The organism is Simplicispira sp. (assembly GCF_028687295.1).
In the GTDB taxonomy this organism is placed as follows: Bacteria; Pseudomonadota; Gammaproteobacteria; order Burkholderiales; family Burkholderiaceae_C; genus Simplicispira; species Simplicispira metamorpha.
This window is the reverse complement of the sequence record NZ_JAQUAL010000078.1, coordinates 1-14,939: the sequence shown is the minus strand read 5'-3', so window position 1 is coordinate 14,939 and position 14,939 is coordinate 1. Positions and strand designations below refer to the sequence as shown.

At 67.8% G+C, this 14,939-nt stretch carries 14 protein-coding genes; 7 read left to right on the top strand and 7 right to left on the bottom strand.

Annotated elements, in window-relative coordinates; genetic code table 11:
* Positions 1-164: 164 nt before the first annotated feature.
* The 4 genes from coaD to PHX69_RS10120 form a co-directional block, all read right to left on the bottom strand.
* Positions 165-662, bottom strand: a complete 498-nt coding sequence (gene coaD / locus PHX69_RS10135) for a pantetheine-phosphate adenylyltransferase (protein WP_288043587.1) — start codon at positions 660-662, stop codon at positions 165-167.
* 226 nt (positions 663-888) lie between these two features.
* Positions 889-1,674 (bottom strand): 16S rRNA (guanine(966)-N(2))-methyltransferase RsmD, encoded by a 786-nt coding sequence (rsmD, locus tag PHX69_RS10130; RefSeq protein ID WP_502958514.1) that lies wholly within the window; start codon positions 1,672-1,674, stop codon positions 889-891.
* Positions 1,671-3,023, bottom strand: coding sequence for a M16 family metallopeptidase (locus PHX69_RS10125; protein WP_288043586.1), 1,353 nt, complete (start codon positions 3,021-3,023; stop codon positions 1,671-1,673). Before PHX69_RS10125 ends, rsmD begins: the two co-directional genes overlap by 4 nt.
* A gap of 21 nt (positions 3,024-3,044) precedes the next feature.
* A complete protein-coding gene (locus PHX69_RS10120; protein WP_288043584.1) occupies positions 3,045-4,520 on the bottom strand; it encodes a M16 family metallopeptidase in 1,476 nt (491 codons plus the stop codon).
* Positions 4,521-4,549: 29 nt separating this feature from the next.
* Here PHX69_RS10120 and ftsY point away from each other — a divergent pair, with 29 nt between their 5' ends.
* The 5 genes from ftsY (at position 4,550) to PHX69_RS10095 (ending at position 10,187) form a co-directional block, all read left to right on the top strand.
* On the top strand, positions 4,550-5,794 hold the full coding sequence (gene ftsY / locus PHX69_RS10115; protein ID WP_288043583.1) for a signal recognition particle-docking protein FtsY: 1,245 nt from the start codon (positions 4,550-4,552) through the stop codon (positions 5,792-5,794).
* A 93-nt stretch (positions 5,795-5,887) separates the two neighbouring features.
* Positions 5,888-7,021, top strand: coding sequence for an SPM autocatalytic domain-containing protein (locus PHX69_RS10110; protein ID WP_288043582.1), 1,134 nt, complete (start codon positions 5,888-5,890; stop codon positions 7,019-7,021).
* A 236-nt stretch (positions 7,022-7,257) separates the two neighbouring features.
* Positions 7,258-8,187, top strand: a complete 930-nt coding sequence (gene rpoH / locus PHX69_RS10105) for an RNA polymerase sigma factor RpoH (RefSeq protein ID WP_119013829.1) — start codon at positions 7,258-7,260, stop codon at positions 8,185-8,187.
* 137 nt (positions 8,188-8,324) lie between these two features.
* Positions 8,325-9,341 (top strand): Bug family tripartite tricarboxylate transporter substrate binding protein, encoded by a 1,017-nt coding sequence (locus tag PHX69_RS10100; protein ID WP_119013875.1) that lies wholly within the window; start codon positions 8,325-8,327, stop codon positions 9,339-9,341.
* Positions 9,342-9,530: 189 nt separating this feature from the next.
* Complete coding sequence (locus tag PHX69_RS10095) at positions 9,531-10,187, top strand: Crp/Fnr family transcriptional regulator (protein ID WP_288043581.1); 657 nt, start codon at positions 9,531-9,533, stop codon at positions 10,185-10,187.
* Between the two features lie 36 nt (positions 10,188-10,223).
* Here the strand turns inward: PHX69_RS10095 and PHX69_RS10090 are convergent, their stop codons facing one another.
* From PHX69_RS10090 to PHX69_RS10080, 3 genes are all read right to left on the bottom strand, one after another.
* A complete protein-coding gene (locus tag PHX69_RS10090; RefSeq protein WP_288043579.1) occupies positions 10,224-12,029 on the bottom strand; it encodes a putative bifunctional diguanylate cyclase/phosphodiesterase in 1,806 nt (601 codons plus the stop codon).
* Positions 12,030-12,224: 195 nt separating this feature from the next.
* Entirely contained in the window at positions 12,225-12,836 is a 612-nt protein-coding gene (locus PHX69_RS10085) for an SCO family protein (protein WP_288043578.1), read from the bottom strand.
* Positions 12,837-12,854: 18 nt separating this feature from the next.
* Positions 12,855-13,766 (bottom strand): methyltransferase domain-containing protein, encoded by a 912-nt coding sequence (locus tag PHX69_RS10080; protein WP_288043577.1) that lies wholly within the window; start codon positions 13,764-13,766, stop codon positions 12,855-12,857.
* A 127-nt stretch (positions 13,767-13,893) separates the two neighbouring features.
* On the opposite strand from PHX69_RS10080, the gene PHX69_RS10075 reads away from it, so the two are divergent.
* Both PHX69_RS10075 and PHX69_RS10070 read left to right on the top strand, forming a co-directional pair.
* The gene (locus tag PHX69_RS10075; RefSeq protein WP_502958515.1) at positions 13,894-14,610 is read left to right on the top strand and encodes a ComF family protein; all 717 of its coding nucleotides are present in this window, start codon (positions 13,894-13,896) and stop codon (positions 14,608-14,610) included.
* Between the two features lie 72 nt (positions 14,611-14,682).
* Positions 14,683-14,939 (top strand): tRNA (cytidine(34)-2'-O)-methyltransferase (locus PHX69_RS10070; protein ID WP_288043576.1); only part of this gene is annotated, 257 nt, incomplete at its 3' end.

The window sequence follows — 14,939 nt, the reverse complement described above, 5'->3', positions numbered from 1 at the left end:
GATTGCCCGCAACACCCAGCATGTGCGTGAGGTGCGCAACAGCATCGTGGTGCGCCCATAACACCAGCGCGCAAAAAAGCCGCCGTCCGCGCAGTGCTGCGGGCGGCGGCTTTTTTGTGCGTGGGCGACAGGCGCAGGCAGTGGTGCCCGTCCCTGCGCTCCACTCAACGCGCGTTGGCGCGCAACTTGTGTACCAGCCGATCCCACACGGCGGGCGAGACAAACTGGGCTGCATCGCCGCCCAGCGTGGCAATCTCGCGCACCAGGGTGCTGCTGATGTGCTGGTACTGGCTGGCGGGGGTGAGGAATACGGTGTCGATCTGCGGCTGCAAGGCGCGGTTCATGCCGGCCAGCTGGGCCTCGTAGTCAAAATCGGTGCCCGAGCGCAGGCCGCGCACCATGGCCTGGGCGCCCCGGGCCGCAGCAAACTCGGTCACCAGGCCTTCAAAGGGCTCGACCTGCACTTGTGGACAGTCCTGAAGGGCTTGGCGCACCATGTCCATGCGCTCTTCCAGGCTGAACAGGGTTTTTTTGTGGTGTGCCATGGCCACGGCCACTGTCACGCGGCCAAACAGCTGCGCGGCGCGGCGCACCAGGTCTTCATGGCCCAGGGTGATGGGGTCAAAGGTGCCGGGGTAAATGGCATGCACGTCGAGGGCCATGGCGGGTCTTCCTGAAAAAGCGGGCAAAGAAAACAGCAGCCCTCCACCCGGCGGTCTGCTACGGCACGGCAAGGGACGCAGCACGCTGCACTGCCAGTGCCGCTGCGCTGCTGCTGCGAAAGCGGCGATTATGCAGCGTACACCCCTGCACAAAAAGCCAAATCACACCCCACCAAATACAGGTCAAAACAGGCTCCAACGCCCATGCAGCGGGCGCTAGCAGCTATCAAATTTGATGACTCTTGGCAACGGGGCGCAACAGGTGGGCATGCACTGCGCCCGCCCGCAGGTGGCGTTGCAGCGCCAGACCCAGTGGCGCCAGTTCGGCATCGGCCCAGGCGGTGGGCGCCTCCAGGTAGATGAAGCCCTGGGGCGCCAGCACTGCCGCAGCTGCTTGCAATGCGGGCAGGAACAAATCGCCATCAAACGGCGGGTCGATGAACACCAAGTCCAGGCTGGCCGGTGCGCACTGGCGCAACTGCGCCACGCCATCGCCCCGGCGCACTTGCACGGCGCTGGCCTGCAAGCGCTGGCACAGCCCCTGCAAGCGCGCGACCAAGGCGGCGTCTTGCTCGACCATGCACACGCTGGCCGCACCGCGCGAGGCGGCCTCCAGCCCCAGCGCGCCGGTGCCGGCAAAAGCGTCCAGACAGCGCCAGCCCGACAAGTCCTGGCCCAGCCAGTTGAACAGGGTCTCGCGCACGCGGTCGGGCGTGGGGCGCAGGCCGGGCAAATGGGGCACGGGCAGGCGCGTGCGCTTCCACTGCCCGCCGATGATGCGGATTTCGCCCGCGCCGCCGGGAGCGGCTGCTTTGCCTGCGGGGGCTACCGCAGCATTGGCCTTGGCGCCGCGCTGGGGCGCGCTGTTGGTGGTGCCAGCGCCCAGGGCCTGCGCAGCGCGTGGCGGGCGCTTACCGGGCAAGGCCTGCCCGGATGGCGCTGCGCCAGGGCTGGCCGTGCTGGCGCGGCGCAGCGCGGCGGCCACCTGCGCGGGGCTCAAGCGCGCGCTCATGGCTGGGCGCCCACGGTGACGGTCACCATGCGCTCGGGCTGCAATTTGCGCTGCATGGCGGCGCGGATGTCGGCCACCGTGACGGCCTCCACGCGCTGGCGCCAGTGCTCCAGGTAGTCCAGCGGCAGGCCGTTGGTGGCAATGTTGACCACGTTGCCCAGCAGCTTGCGGTTGCTGTCGATGCGCAGGGCAAAGCCGCCGATGAGGTTGTCTTTGGCGGCGCGCAGCTCGGCAGGCGTGGGGCCCTGGGCCACAAAGCGGGTGAGCACCTCGCGCGCCACCTGCACCGCCTGCGCGGCCTGGTCGGGCCGGGTTTGCAGGCTGATGACAAAGGCGCCCGCGTGCAGGCCGGGGTTGAAGCCGCTGTACACGCTGTAGCTCAGACCGCGCTTTTCGCGCACTTCTTCGGTCAGGCGTGAGACAAAACCGCCCCCGCCCAAAATGTGGTTGCCCACCAGCAGCGCCAGAAAATCCGGGTCGCTGCGGGCAAAGCCGGGCTGGCCCATGAGCACATGCGCCTGGGCCGAGGCAAAGGCAATGTTTTGCTGCACGGGCGCGGCCAGCGGCTGCACTTCAGGCACGGCGGGCTGGGGTGCGCAGGCGGCGGCATCGGCAGCAGGCAGGCGCGCCAGCAGCGTGGCCACCAGCGCTTGGGCGCGCTCACGGTTGACGGCGCCGACGATGGCCACGCGGGCGCGGCAGGCTTGCAGGTAGCGGCTGTGGAATTGCGCCATCTCGGCCACGTGGATGCGTGCCAGCGATTCTTCGGTCACATGCTGGCCATAGGGGTGGCTGCCATAGACGGCGCTGGCAAACGCCTCGCCCGCCACTGTGGCCGGTCGGGTGCGCGATTCGCGGATGGCGGCGCTCCAGCGGGCTTGTTCGCGCTGCCAGATATCTTCGGGCCAGGCGGGCTCGGCCAATTGGCGTGCAGCCAGGTGCGCGGCCTTGTCCAACAGATCGGGAACCGTGAGTGAGCGCAGCGAAAACGCCAGCGCGTCGTTGCTGGCGCTGACCTCCAGGCTGGCGCCCAGGTCGGCCCAGGCTTCGCCCAGGGCGTTTTCATCGAGCGCGGGCGCATCGCCTACGGCGCGCACACCTTTGCTGGCCATACCGGCCACGGCGCTGGCCAGGCCCGCCTGGGGCGCGGGATCGCGGCGGCTACCGGCGTCAAAGTCGATTTGCACATCGACCATGGGGATGGCCGGGCTCTCGACCAGCCAGACCTGCGCGCCACTGGGCTCGCGCCAGTGCTGTATGGGCAGCAACGCCCAGGCAGATTGGGCATAAAAAACGACTCCAGCGCTTACCAGGCAAGCGCGAGCAGCTACTCTTTTAATAGTAATCATCAGACCAGTCCGGTGGGGTGTTCAGTGGCGCATGGCGCCTGCGGCGGCTGCCGGACGCTTGCGTTGCGGGTCCAGGGGCTGGGGCGCCAGGGTGGCCACAGTGAGTTGGTCATCACCGAAATAGCGCTGGGCCACGGCCTGCACCTGCTCGGGGGTGATGGCGCGCAGCAGGGTCAGCAGGCGGTCTTCGGCGTCCAGGGGCAGGCCCTGCACCCAGTTGCTGCCCAGATCACTGGCCTGGCCGTGCAGCGAGTCGCGCTGGTACACGGTGCTGGCCACCCACTGGGTTTTGACGCGCTCCAGCTCGGCGCTGCCCACGCCCTCGCGGGCCACGCGGGCCACTTCAGCGCGCAGGGCATCTTCCACCTGCTGGGCGGTTTTGCCCTGCGCGGGCACCCCCGTCAGCATGAACATGCCCGGCCCGCGTCCCACCACCGAGGCACCGCTGCCCACGTTGTCGGCCACGCGCTCGGGGCCCTGGCTCAGGGCGCGTTCCAGGCGCGCACCGTCGTAGCCGCTGAGCACGGCAGAGAGCACCACCAGCGCCAGCGCATCGCGGTCGGCGTCGGTCAGGGCCTCCACCCGTGCCAGCGTGGGCGCGCGAAACGTCAGCGCCACGTAAGCCTGCTCGGCGGGCGCCTTGACGGTGATGCGGCGCAGGCCCATCTGGGGCGGCTCGGCACGCGGCTTGCGCACGGGCACGGCGCGGGCGGGGATGCGGCCATAGGTTTTTTCGGCCAGTGCGCGCACCTTGCGCACGTCCACATCGCCCACCACCACCACAGCGGCGTTGGCGGGCACATACCACTGGCGGTGGAACTGGCGCACATCCTGGGGCGTCATGGCGTCCAGATCGCTCATCCAGCCGACCACCGGGCGGCGGTACGGCGAGGCAGTGAAGGTGGCGGCGCTGAGCTGCTCGATGAGCAGGGCGCGCGGCTGGTCTTCGGTGCGCATGCGGCGCTCCTCCTTGACCACCTCAATCTCTTTGCGGAACTCGGCATCGGGCCAGCGGTTGTGGGCAAAGCGGTCTGCCTCCAGGCGCATGACCTGCTCCAGCCGGTCGGACGGAATCTGCTGGTAGTAGCCCGTGTAATCGAGGCTGGTGAAAGCGTTTTCCGAGCCGCCCAGGGCCGCCACGCGGCGCGAGAACTCGCCCGGCGCCAGCTTGGTGCTGCCCTTGAACATCATGTGTTCGAGCACATGGGCCACGCCCGAGGTGCCATCGACCTCGTCCATCGCGCCCACGCGCACCCAGACCATGTGCAGCGCCGTGGGCGCGCGCCGGTCGGGCTGCACGATGAGCTGCATGCCATTGGCCAGCGTGAACTGCTGCGCGCCAGAGGCCGTGCTGGCCTGTGCGGCAGCCGCCGCGTCCACCGCCGCAGCCGCTGTGGGGGCGGACGGCGCTGCGCTGGCAGAGGTTGAGGACGCCGGAGCTTGCGCCCCGGCCACGGTGCAGGCCAGCAGGCCCAGGAGGGAGATAGCGCGTTTCATAGAATGGAGTGATTCTAAGAACCCCTGCAATGTTCAGTTTTTTCAAAAAGAAACCCCCTCCACCGCCCGTGCCGGATGCGCTGACCGCGCCCACGGCCACGCCCGCAGCGCCCACGCCCCCGGCAACCACCACCGCAGCAGCGGCCCCCACCCCAGCGCCTGCCAGCGCAGCGCCCGCGCCTGGCGCCGTGGCCGGGGCGCTGGACTGGCTGCGCAAGCCTTTCGGGGCCAAGACGGCGGCAGCGCCTGAGCCTGCGGCTGCGCCATCGGTGGGATCGGCAGAACCGGCCACCGCAGTGCCCGCACTGGCGCCCCCTGCCCCCCCACCGACCACGGCGCTGGCAACCGCGCCGACCGCCACAGCGACAGCGGCCGAGCGCAAAGGCTGGCTCGACCGCCTCAAGGCCGGGCTGCGCAAAACCGGCTCCAGCATTGCCACCGTCTTTACCGGCACGCAAATCGACGACGCGCTGTATGAGGAGCTGGAAGAGGCGTTGCTCATGGCCGACACCGGCGTCAAGGCCACACAGTGGCTGCTGACCGACCTCAAGCGCCGCGTCAAAGACACTAAAACCACCGATCCCGCCGCCGTCAAGGGCCTGCTGGCCGACGCGCTGACCGATTTGCTCCAGCCGCTGGAAAAATCCCTGGTCATTGGCCAGCACACCCCCACCGTCATCATGGTGGCGGGCGTCAACGGTGCGGGCAAGACCACGTCGATTGGCAAACTCACCAAGCACCTGGCCCACGAGGGCGCCAGCGTGCTGCTGGCCGCCGCCGACACCTTCCGCGCCGCTGCGCGCGAGCAGCTCGGGGTGTGGGCCGACCGCAACCTGGTCGATATCGTCAGCCAGGAAGGCGGCGACCCCGCTGCCGTCAGTTTTGATGCCGTGACCGCAGGCCGCGCGCGTGGCAAGGACGTGGTGCTGGTCGATACCGCCGGGCGCCTGCCCACGCAGCTGCACCTGATGCAGGAGCTGCAAAAAATCAAGCGCGTGGTCACCAAGGCCGATGGCACCGCGCCGCACGAGGTGCTGCTGGTGATTGACGGCAACACCGGCCAGAACGCGCTGGCCCAGGTGCGCGCCTTTGACGATGCGCTGGGCCTGACCGGCCTGGTCGTAACCAAACTGGACGGCACGGCCAAGGGCGGCGTGCTGGCCGCCATTGCGCAGGAGCGCCCCATTCCGGTGTATTTCATCGGCGTGGGCGAAAAACTCGAAGACCTCGAAACCTTCAACGCCCGCGAGTTTGCCCAGGCGCTGCTGGCCTGACACCCCGGCCACTGGGCGGCGGCATGTGCTGGCCGCTCAAGGAGCCCTCCCGGACTGCCGATAAACAGGTACGTTCTTTCACGGGGGTTCACCATGCGCATCGCCCAGTCCGCCCAGCAGTTCCAGGTTCAGCACCAGGCCCAGCAAAGCAGCCAGCACACCGAGCGGCTGGAGGTGCGCCGGGGCACACCGAACGCCAACACAGCGGCCCTGCCCCGCACCAGCCCTGCGCCCAACCCGCTGGCCACCCCGGGCACCCGACTGAGCCTGTCGCCTGCGGCGCTGGCCCAGTCCAACCCCTCCAGCGCGCCCGGGCGTGCAGCCATGGCCGAACCTGCCGTGGCCGACAGCACCGAAGCCAGCGCCTCCGGAAAAATTGGCACCACCCTGACACCGCAAATGGCCATGCTCAAAGACCTGATCGAACGCATGATGGGCGCGTCAGTAGAGGTCTATGCCGACAAACTGCAAGCGCAGTTGCAGGCCATGGCCAGCCAGCGCAGCACCGCCGGGGTGTCTGCGACCCCACCCGGCAACGCAGCAGCAGCGGGCACCGGCTGGGGCTTGGTGTACGAGACGTCCACCGTGCGCCAGGAATCCGAGCAGCTGCGCTTCCAAATGCAAGGACAGGTGCAGACCGCCGACGGCCAGACCATCCGCTTCGAACTCGACCTGCAACTGCAGCGCAGCTACCGCGAAGAAAGCTCCACCCGCATCGCGCTGGGCAGCGCGGCAGCGCCGGTCGATCCGCTGGTGCTGCGCTTTGATGGCCCGGCCCAGGCACTGCAAAACCAGCGCTTTGCGTTTGACCTGCAAGGTGACGGCAGCGCCGACAACGTACCGCTGCTGGCCCAGGGCTGGGGCTACCTGGCACTGGACCGCAACCAGAATGGCCGCATCGACGATGGTCTGGAGCTGTTTGGCCCGCGCACCGACAACGGCTTTGCCGAACTGGCCGCGCTGGACGATGACGGCAACGGCTGGATCGACGAGGGCGATGCGGCCTTCAAAGACTTGCGCATCTGGCGCCCCAGCGCCGACGGCGGCGGCAGCCTGCAAACACTGCAAGCCGAAGGCGTGGGCGCGCTGGGCCTGGCCAACGCCGCCACGCCCTTTGCCCTGCGCACCGAGGGCAACGCCAGCCTGGGCGCACTGCGCGCCACTGGCGCCTACCTGCGCGAGGACGGGCAGGCGGGCGTCTTGCAGCAAATCGACCTCGCAGTGTGATCCTGCGGGCACTGCGGGCCCCTGCGTCCGGGTGGCACCACCCGCACCGGCGGGGTCGATTCACACCCTTGACGCTATTTATTTAATAGCTACCAGCGCCTAACTGGAGGGCTATAGAGGCCGATTTGGCTTCAAAAAAAGGGGCGGCATTGTCTGACACCCTGACGGGAACTATGGGCTTAGCAGTCCCTCCAACCGAGTGCTAACATGAAGGCTTAGACGAAAGGATTTCTGGAATGGCACTTTCATCTGGACTCGCAGCAACCGCTCTGGCGCCCACCAATCCGTGGACGGTGGTGCCGTCGCTGGGCAACCTGGACGCCTATATTTCGGCAGCCAATCGCCTGCCGCTGCTCACCCACGAAGAAGAACAAGACTGCGCCCGCAAGCTGCGTGACCACAACGACGTAGAGGCTGCGGGGCGCCTGGTGATGTCGCACCTGCGCCTGGTCATCTCCATTTCGCGCCAATACCTGGGCTACGGCCTGCCCCACGGCGACCTGATCCAGGAAGGCAACATCGGCTTGATGAAAGCCGTCAAGCGCTTCGACCCCGACCAGGGCGTGCGCTTGGTGAGCTACGCCATGCACTGGATCAAGGCCGAGATCCACGAATACATCCTGAAAAACTGGCGCATGGTCAAGGTGGCCACCACCAAGGCACAGCGCAAGCTGTTTTTCAACCTGCGCTCGATGAAGCAGGGCTTCAAGACCGAGGCTGAAACCACGCACCGCAACACCCTGTCCGACAGCGAGATCGACCTGGTGGCCGCGCAGCTCAAGGTCAAGCGCGAAGAAGTCATGGAGATGGAAACGCGCATGTCCGGCGGTGATGTGCTGCTGGATCCCGCCCCGTCCGACGACGGCGAGCAGGCCTTTGGCCCCATTGCCTACCTGGCCGACGCCGCCCACGAGCCCACGGCCATGATCGAGTCGCACCAGCGCGACCTGCTGGCCACCGACGGCATTGCCAGCGCCCTGGCTGCTTTGGACGAGCGCAGCCGCCGCATCGTGGAAGAGCGCTGGCTCAAGGTGCGCGACGATGGCTCGGGCGGCATGACGCTGCACGATCTGGCCGCCGTCTATGGCGTCAGCGCCGAGCGCATCCGCCAGATTGAAGTGGCCGCCATGAAAAAAATGCGCAAGACGCTGGCCGAATACGCCTGAGTACAGCGGCTGGGCGGCATGCACCGCCCAGAACCGGCTGGCGATAATGCACAGCGCGCACCCCTGACCGGGGTTGCGCGCTTTTTTGTGCCTGCGTCGTGGCAAAAGGCCTGGCGGCGCTTTTTGGAGAATTTTTCATGCAAGTTTGCGCCCTGCGCCGTGCCGCACTGGTACTTGCCCTGGCTGCCGCTGGCGGCAGCGCCCTGGCCCAACCCACCGCAGCCACTGCCATGGCGGCTGGTGCCAGCACCACGCCAGGCTGGCCCAGTCAGGCGGTGAAAATCATCGTCGGTTTTCCGGGCGGCTCATCGCCCGACCTGGCAGCGCGCACCCTGGCCGAGCCGCTGGCGCAGGCCCTGGGTCAGCCGGTGATCGTAGAAAACCGGGTGGGCGCGGGCGGCAATATTGGCGCCAGCGCGGTAGCCCGTGCCACGGACAACCACACCATCGGCCTGATGATCAATGGCAACCTGACCATCGCCAAGCTGATCAATCCCAAGGCCATTTACGACCCGCTGCAAGACCTGGTGCCCGTGAGCCTGGTGGGCACAGCCCCGCTGGCGCTGGCAGCGCCTGCCAACGCCCCCGGGGCCAGCGCGCAGGAGTTTTTCACGGCAGCCCGCCAGGCAGGCGACCACTGGAGCTACGGCACCCCCGGCGTGGGCACGGTGGCGCACATCGGCATGGAGCTGCTCAAGGGCAAAGCGGGCCTCAACCCGGTGCATGTGCCGTACCCGGGCAACCCGCAGGTTATCAACGCCATCCTCGGTGGCCAGATTCAGTTGGCGCTGTTGCCACCGGCCATGGCGGCTGCGCAGGAGCGCGCAGGCAAACTGCGCGTGCTGGGCGTGACATCGGCAGGCCGCAGCGCGCTGGTGCCGCACTACCCCAGCCTGGCCGAAGCGGGTATTGCAGACTTTCACCTGGAAATCTGGAACGCGGTGGCCGCCCCACGCTCCATGCCGCCATCGGTGGTGGCGCGGCTGTCCGTCTTGTTCAGCCAGATTGCCCGCAGCCCGCAGGTACGCGACAAACTGTTCCAGCAAGGCTGGCAGGTCACGGGCACCACTGCCGAGGGGCTGGCCCGGCGCATTCAGGCCGACACGCGGCTGCTGGGCGGCGTGATTGCGGCGCGCGGCATCCAGTCAGAATAAGCACCACCGGCCTGCTACTTGGGCAGCCGCAGCGGCCAACGCGCCTTGCTGCGCCCACTCAAGCCGGTTATGGTGCAAGCTTTACAGCCCCGCCCCTCTTGGCCCGCCCCGCCCATGAACACTGACCCTGCCCCCCGGCACACCGGCTGCGCGCGGTGCGCCTGCCAGAGCCTTTGCCTGCTGGGAAAGATGAACACGGTCACCCGGCAATCGTGGCAGGACTTGACGACTGAACGCTCTTTTGCAAAGGGCGACATGCTGTTGCGCCAGGGCGAAACGGCGTCGTTCTTCCGCATCGTCAAAGTGGGCACCACCATGCTGCTGCGCAGTGCCGAAGATGGCGTGGAGCGCCCCGTGGGCATGTGCGGCCACGGCCAGACCCTGGGCAGCACCGTGCTGCTGGGGCAACCGGCCACGTTCTCGTGTCTGGCACTGTCGCCCGTGCGGGTGTGCGAGGTACCGATTGCGCCCCTGCTGCACAGCGGCCTGGTCGATCAGGCTTTTTTGTGGGAGCTGGCCGTCAGCTACGCCCAGACCAATGCGCACCTGGCCGATTGGGCGCGCATTGTGCGCATCCGCACCGTGGCCGGTCAGGTGGCGGGCACACTGCTGCAACTGGCCGCCTTGCAGCGCAGCACCCTGGTGCGCCTGCCCAGCCAAAGCGCACTGGCCGCGCTGCTGGCTACCACGCGCGAAACCATTGCCCGCACCCTGCGGCAGCTGGAGCAGCAGGCCTGCCTGGTGCGGCGCGACCGCTGGCATTGCGAGATTGAGCGCGATGCACTGCTAGCGCTGGCAGGCAGCGGCAGCGCGCTACCGGCGCGCCCGGGGCTGCGGTCCCTCTGAACCGGCCCGCGCCAGGCACGGCTGGCGGGCACCAGACTAGGGCTGCGCCAGTGCTGCGGCCCTGCACAGCGCAGCAAAAGGCTCGGGGGTACCAATCAGCTGCGCCATCTCGGGGGCGGGAACGGCCCGCGAATACAGCCACCCCTGGACAATATCGCAGCCAAACCGGCGCAGTTGGCCCAGCTGCTCTGGCGCCTCTACGCCCTCGGCCACCACGGTCAGGCCCAGGGTGTGCGACAACTCGATCACCGCCCGCACCAGCGCAGACTCGCTGTCGCCGCGCAACATGGGCTCGACAAAGTCCCGCGCAATCTTGATGCGCGCAATGGGCAGCTGTTGCAGATAGGCCAGCGAGGAATGCCCGGTGCCAAAGTCGTCCAGCGTGACGCTGATGCCCAGTGCCTTGACGCGCGCCAGCGAATGCCGCGCCAGCACCGGGTCGGCCATGGCCTCGGACTCGGTCAGTTCCAGCTCCAGCAGATCGGGGGGCACCCCGTGGCGCTGCAATGCCCCTTGCAACTGTTCCACCCAGTCGTTTTGCTGCAATTGCTGCACCGACACGTTCACCGCCACCCGCAGCGGCGTACCGGCCTGTTGCCAAACCCGGATTTGGCGGCACACTGCGTTCAGCACCCACTCGCCCAGAGGCAGGATGAGTCCGGTGGCCTCGGCCACCGGAATGAAGCGCGAGGGCGGCACCTCGCCCAGCACCGGGTCTGTCCAGCGCAACAAAGCCTCGGCGCCCACCACCTGCCCTGTCACGACATCCACCTGCGGCTGGTAATGCAGCGCCAGTCCACCATAGGCCAGCGCCAGCTTGAGGTGGTCGTGCAGCAGGATTTTTTCTGCCATTTTTTCACCCATGGCAGGCTCATAGAGGGAGAAATGGCCCCGCCCACGCCGCTTGGAGCAGTACATGGCCATGTCGGCATAGCGCATGAGCGTGTCAGCGTCTGGCGCATCTTGCGGAAACACGGCAATGCCCGCACTGGCGCCGCAGTGAAGCTCAAAGCCCTGCACCCGGAACGGCTCTTGCAACAACTGCAAGAGCTTGGCCGCAACGAGCATGGCCTCTTGCACCTGGTTCAGCTCGGGCAGCAGCACCGTGAACTCGTCGCCCCCCAATCGCCCCACCGTGTCGCCAGCGCGCAGGGCATTTTTCAGGCGCCGCGCCACCTCCACCAGCACCTGGTCGCCAGCGGCATGGCCATAGCCGTCGTTGATGGCCTTGAAGTCGTCCAGATCCAGCAGCAGCAGCGCAAATGGCCGCCCCTGGGGCGTGCAGGTGTGGATGGCCTGCTCCAGCCGCTGGCCAAACTGCCAGCGGTTGACCAGCCCGGTGAGGTTGTCATGCGATGCCTGGTAGCAGGTCTGGGCCTCCAGGCGGCGCACTTCAGAGATGTCGCGCACAAACGCCACGCTGGCGCCGCCATATGCCTCGGAGTAACCCAGTGCCACATCGACAGGCACTTTGGCGCCATCGCGCCGGTGCAGCCACAGGTCGCGCTCCATGCCCATGGGGCGGCGCGTGGGGTTTTGGAAATAGCGGCGCACATGCTGGCCATGTTTGGCACCCAGGTGCGGTGCCAGCAAGATGCTGATGGGCTGGCCCATGAGCTGCGCGGCGGCATAACCCGAGATGGTTTCCATGGCCGGGTTGGCCATCATGATGGTGCCCTGCCGGTCTACCAGCAAGATGCCGTCGGGTGCAGCGGCCATGGCTACCTGCTCCAGCCATCCACGGGGAACATCGCGCAGGCTGTCGGCCTGCGTGGCAGTGGCGCTGAAAGGGCAGCGCCGGGGCGCGTTATCGCGCAGTGCGGGAATATCAAGTGCATGCATGTGCGGCTCCTCCCCTTGGGCTGTGACGCCAACACGGCGCCTGACCGCCAGCCCACTGACAGGGCCAGTGGCGGAGATGCACACACTCTACGAAAACACTGTGACAGCCCACCATGGGGAAACCCCAGCATGGCGCGCTATCGCCCCCCAACGTGACGCACTTGGCAGTTTGCAGCCCGCCGGGGGCTTGAAACTTCAGCGCGCAGGCAACAACAGCGTGCGCACGTCGTCCGTGAGGGCGGCCACACCGCTGCCGTAGCGGTGGTACACACGCAAGCGGCCTGCCGGGTCGTAGAGGTAGCTGCCCGCCGAGTGGTCCATGCTGTAGCTGGTGGGCGTCTTGCCTTCCACTTTCTTGTAATAGATCTTGAAGTCTTTGGCCAGGGCGGGCAGTTGCTCGGGCGTGGGGCGCAGGGCCAGGAAAGTGGGGTCGAAATTGCCCATGTAGGCCTTGAGCATGCCCAACTGGTCGCGCTCGGGATCGACGGTGATGAAAATGCCTTGCAGCCGATCGGCGTCTGCGCCCAGCTGCTGCTTGACCTCGGCCAACTCCTGCATGGAGGTGGGGCACACGTCGGGGCACTGCGTGAAACCAAAAAACACCACCACCACTTTGCCGCGAAAGTCTTGCAGGCTGCGCACCTGGCCGTTGTGGTCGGTCAGCCGAAAGTCGCGCGCGTAGTCGGCCCCGGTGATGTCCACGCCGCGCAGCTTGGCCGCATCGGGCGAACATGCAGCCAAAATGGCCACAGCGCCCGCAGACAGAGCGCTTACAGCTATCAATTTGAGAGTATTTCGTTTCAACATCTTGTCCTTGCTGGCGGGCTACACGGGTTCTTGCGGCGGGCGCGCGCTGCGCAGCATGGCGCGCATGTCTTGCAGCGAGACGGCGCTGTGCCCGCTCACGGCCACGCGCGGTGTGGGCTTGAAGGCGTGGCCGTAAATGATCTCGAAGGTCAGCGCCAGCTGGCCGCCGTGCGCGGCGCTGGCCAGCTGCTGCGTGAGCGCATCACACAACTGGCCATGCCAGCGCCGCCCGCGCAGACCGGCAAAGCGCTGGGGGTGCAGGTTGGCGCCCAGCTCGCGCAGCTCTTGCAGCAGGCGCTCGGGCGTGGCAAAGGTGAGGGTGATGTGCTCCATGTCCATCACCGGCTCGGCAAAACCGGCGTGTACCAGCATGTCGCCCCAGTCGTGCATGTCCGTGAAGGTGTGCGAGGGCACGGGCCAGCCCAGCGCGGCATACACCGCGCGCAGCTCGCGCAGGGTGTCGGGGCCCAGGCAGGAGAACATGACGTGGCCGTCCACCGCCAGCGCCTGGTGCCACTGCGCCATCAGCGCCTGCGGGTCGGCAGCCATGTGCAGCGCCATGTTGGCCCACAGCATCTGCACACTGCCCGGCGGCGGCGGGGCCAGGCGGGTGGCGCCGCCCGTCCAGCGCGCGGTGCTCCACCAGGACGGGGCCAGTGCGGCGGCGGCGTGGGCCTGGCGGGGGGGAGCCGTTTCCGTCACGTAGCAATCAGCACCGGGGTAGCGCTGGCGCAGCAGGGCATGGGCTTGCAGGCCACCGCGCACCGGATCCCAGTGGCACCAGGTGGCGGGGGCCTGGCGCATCCACTGCAAGCGCGACTCCATGCGCCGGGCCACTTCCTCGTGCAGCCAGGGCGAATGCGCGGGCGCAGCGCGTTGCCAACGGGCGGCGGCAACGGGGTCGATGGTGGGGGGGGTGTCGGTCGGCATGGGGCAAGTCAGGGCGATGTTTCAATCCACGCCCCCAGAGGAGGCGAATTTCATCCCTCTGAAGAAGGGAGATTTCAAACCGGAGCGAGCTTCTGGTGCAAGCAGGGGCCGTATATTGGACACCATCATGCGCAACCCGATGGCATCAAGGATATCTGCGGCCTGGCAGCGCGCCCTGGCCCGCCTGCCCAGCCAGTGCGCGGTGTGCCAGAGCTGGCCCGCGCAGCGCGTGTGCGGCGCCTGCGTGGCCCGCTTTGCCCAGCCGCGTGCGCGCTGCCCCACCTGCGCCATCGCCGTCGAAGCCGGGCAGCAGCAATGCAGCGCCTGCCTGCACCAGCCGCCGCCGCTGGCGCGCTGCGTGGCCGCCGTCGATTACGGCTACCCCTGGGCCAACGCCCTGAGCGATTTCAAGTTCCGCAGCGACCCCGGCTGGGCCAGCGCCCTGGCCTTGCTGCTGCGCAGCACCCCGTGGGCCGAGCCAGTGCTGGACGGTGCCGATCTGGTGCTGCCCCTGCCGCTGTCACGCCAGCGCCTGCGCCAGCGCGGCTTCAACCAGGCGCTGCTGCTGGCACGCCAGTTGGCGCCCGACAAAACCGACGCCACGCTGCTGCTGCGCCTGCGCGACACGCCTGCGCAAAGCAGCCTGGCGCGCGCCCAGCGGCTGGAAAACCTGCACGGCGCCTTCGCCATCGAGCCGCTGCGCGCCCACCGGGTCAGCGGCCAGCGCGTGGTGCTGATCGACGATGTGATGACCACCGGCGCCACGCTGCACGCCGCCGCTGGCGTGCTGCACCGGGCCGGTGCCGCCCAGGTGAGCGCGCTGGTCGTGGCCCGCACGCCCTGAACCGCCACCGCAAACGGTTTTTTTACGCCCTGTTGCGCGGGCACGCGCACACCACGCACCACAATAGGCGCCATGTTTCACATCGTCCTGGTCGAACCCGAAATCCCGCCCAACACGGGCAACGTCATCCGCCTGGCGGCCAACACGGGCTGCACGCTGCACCTGATTGAGCCGCTGGGTTTTTCGATGGAAGACCGGCTGATGCGCCGCGCCGGGCTGGACTACCACGAATACGCCCAGGTGCTGCGCCACGCGGGCTGGACGGCTTTTTTGCGCCTGGCCCAGCCCGATCCGGCGCGCATGTTTGCCATGACCACGCACGCCACCCG

Coding starts and splice junctions, on each gene's coding strand:
- coaD (WP_288043587.1), bottom strand. CDS start 662: ATGGCCCTCGACGTGCATGCCATTTACCCCGGCACCTTTGACCCCATC.
- rsmD (WP_502958514.1), bottom strand. CDS start 1,674: ATGAGCGCGCGCTTGAGCCCCGCGCAGGTGGCCGCCGCGCTGCGCCGC.
- PHX69_RS10125 (WP_288043586.1), bottom strand. CDS start 3,023: ATGATTACTATTAAAAGAGTAGCTGCTCGCGCTTGCCTGGTAAGCGCT.
- PHX69_RS10120 (WP_288043584.1), bottom strand. CDS start 4,520: ATGAAACGCGCTATCTCCCTCCTGGGCCTGCTGGCCTGCACCGTGGCC.
- ftsY (WP_288043583.1), top strand. CDS start 4,550: ATGTTCAGTTTTTTCAAAAAGAAACCCCCTCCACCGCCCGTGCCGGAT.
- PHX69_RS10110 (WP_288043582.1), top strand. CDS start 5,888: ATGCGCATCGCCCAGTCCGCCCAGCAGTTCCAGGTTCAGCACCAGGCC.
- rpoH (WP_119013829.1), top strand. CDS start 7,258: ATGGCACTTTCATCTGGACTCGCAGCAACCGCTCTGGCGCCCACCAAT.
- PHX69_RS10100 (WP_119013875.1), top strand. CDS start 8,325: ATGCAAGTTTGCGCCCTGCGCCGTGCCGCACTGGTACTTGCCCTGGCT.
- PHX69_RS10095 (WP_288043581.1), top strand. CDS start 9,531: ATGAACACGGTCACCCGGCAATCGTGGCAGGACTTGACGACTGAACGC.
- PHX69_RS10090 (WP_288043579.1), bottom strand. CDS start 12,029: ATGCATGCACTTGATATTCCCGCACTGCGCGATAACGCGCCCCGGCGC.
- PHX69_RS10085 (WP_288043578.1), bottom strand. CDS start 12,836: ATGTTGAAACGAAATACTCTCAAATTGATAGCTGTAAGCGCTCTGTCT.
- PHX69_RS10080 (WP_288043577.1), bottom strand. CDS start 13,766: ATGCCGACCGACACCCCCCCCACCATCGACCCCGTTGCCGCCGCCCGT.
- PHX69_RS10075 (WP_502958515.1), top strand. CDS start 13,894: ATGCGCAACCCGATGGCATCAAGGATATCTGCGGCCTGGCAGCGCGCC.